The organism is Treponema sp., assembly GCF_045657965.1.
Taxonomy (GTDB): domain Bacteria; phylum Spirochaetota; class Spirochaetia; order Treponematales; family Treponemataceae; genus Treponema_D.
Genome location: NZ_JAZOUG010000089.1, coordinates 1 through 1,631, shown reverse-complemented (window position 1 = coordinate 1,631; position 1,631 = coordinate 1). Strand labels below are relative to the sequence as shown.

Here is a 1,631-nt window from a genome sequence, read left to right as displayed (position 1 = left end):
CGAGGCTTCACTTGTTGTTCCCCTGGACTACAGAAAAATTCTTTCATCTTTTCGGGCAAGTGTTTTGTCCCAGAAACGACAGCTAACTAGAATGAAACCAAACCGACGGTATGAGTTCTTATACATGGGAAGCAGATTCGCATTCACTACTCGCTTGCTTGTAGCGGTTGATGTGAGCGGGTCTGTTAATGATAAGAGCCTTTCTCAGTTTTTTTCTGTTATCAATCGATTTTTCAAATATGGAATCAGTTCAATTGAGGTGATTCAGTTTGATTATGGAATAACACAAGAAATTCAGACTCTGAGAAAAGCGAGAAAGTCTGTAAAAATTACAGGCCGTGGAGGAACAAACTTTCAGGCTCCTATTGATTATTATTCCACTCATACCGAATACGACGGCCTGATACTATTTACAGATGGGTGTGCTGACATTCCCAGAATCAATACGAGGCGCAGAATCCTTTGGATTTTGACAAGTAAAGGAGATTACGAAAATTCTCATACATGGATAGAAAAATTTCCGAACAATCGTGCGATTTGGATTCCAGAATGAAGAAAGTTTAAGAGCTTATTCTTTACGGACTCCAGACCAGGGCAGTCGCTTTATCATTTCAATTCTGCTAGTATCAGAATTCGGGCTGTATTCCAGCTCAATCCGGTAATCCATGAACCAGAATGCGAAACTCAGAATCGGGCGGAAGTTTTCGTCATAAGTCATGCTTGCAGGAACAGCTCCGTGAGTCACTGTATTCTCATTTTTCAAATAATATTCCGGCATCATTCGTTCTTTGGAAGTAGAGATTATTCTTGCAGCAGTAAAATCATAATAATTCAGGAGAGCAAAATCTTCTTCACGAAGTTCATCGGGGAGTTCATAGCTGAAAATGTCAGTCGATTTAGACGCATTTTTTACGGCCAGCAAAAACCAGGTTCCAAGAAAACTTACAAGCAGGAGGGGGTAAAAATTTTCTTCATGTATAATATCTTCTCCAGTCGGGGAATTGAAGGAAATTCTTACGGGAAGATTTTTTTCCAGGGCTTCATGCAGCACATCTTCTATTACTTTTAAATCTGGGCGTGTCGGAACCTTGCTGTTGTCTGTTGTAAAAATGATTTTGTCTTTAAAATGGCGTTCCTCACAATCATTGAATCTTTTGGCTCTGTCTAGAAGCCTGTCGAGACCTTTGAGTGTTTTTGAATAAAACTCATGCAAGGGGAGAGATTGCAAGAGTTGTTTTGCGCTCTGCAATGCAAAGGCTTCTTCCTCTGTAATTGAGATGTTCGAGAGAGCAAAATTTTCATCTGCGTAACGATACTCATAACGTGTGCCGTTTTTTTCATTAATAACTTTGCCGTTGAAAGTTTTATTCAAATCGTTAAAATAACGGATAACTGTACGAGGGTCAACGCCAAGCTCATCGGCAATTTCGTTAAGAGTTCTTTTGTGAGAAGAGCATAAAACTCGGTCGAGATCATATAATCTTTTAAGTTTTGATACATTTTTAGTCATATTGATAGCCCCTGTTTTCATTCATTATACCCCAGATTTCTGTTTTACGGAAATAATATCACAAGTAGGCTGACAGAATGTGTCATAGAAGAATGATTAAGAGTTATTGTTATGAATCTGC

The 1,631-nt window shown here is 38.9% G+C and carries 2 protein-coding genes; one reads left to right on the top strand and one right to left on the bottom strand.

The window, feature by feature from the left end; translation table 11 throughout:
- Positions 1 to 553, top strand: a 553-nt coding sequence (locus ACKI5B_RS03430; protein ID WP_407425855.1) for a VWA-like domain-containing protein, incomplete at its 5' end; no start/stop codon positions are given.
- Positions 554 to 568: 15 nt separating this feature from the next.
- Here the strand turns inward: ACKI5B_RS03430 and ACKI5B_RS03425 are convergent.
- Entirely contained in the window at positions 569 to 1,510 is a 942-nt protein-coding gene (locus ACKI5B_RS03425) for a helix-turn-helix transcriptional regulator (protein ID WP_407425853.1), read from the bottom strand.
- Between the last annotated feature and the right edge of the window lie 121 nt (positions 1,511 to 1,631).

Coding starts and splice junctions, on each gene's coding strand:
- ACKI5B_RS03425 (WP_407425853.1), bottom strand. CDS start 1,510: ATGACTAAAAATGTATCAAAACTTAAAAGATTATATGATCTCGACCGA.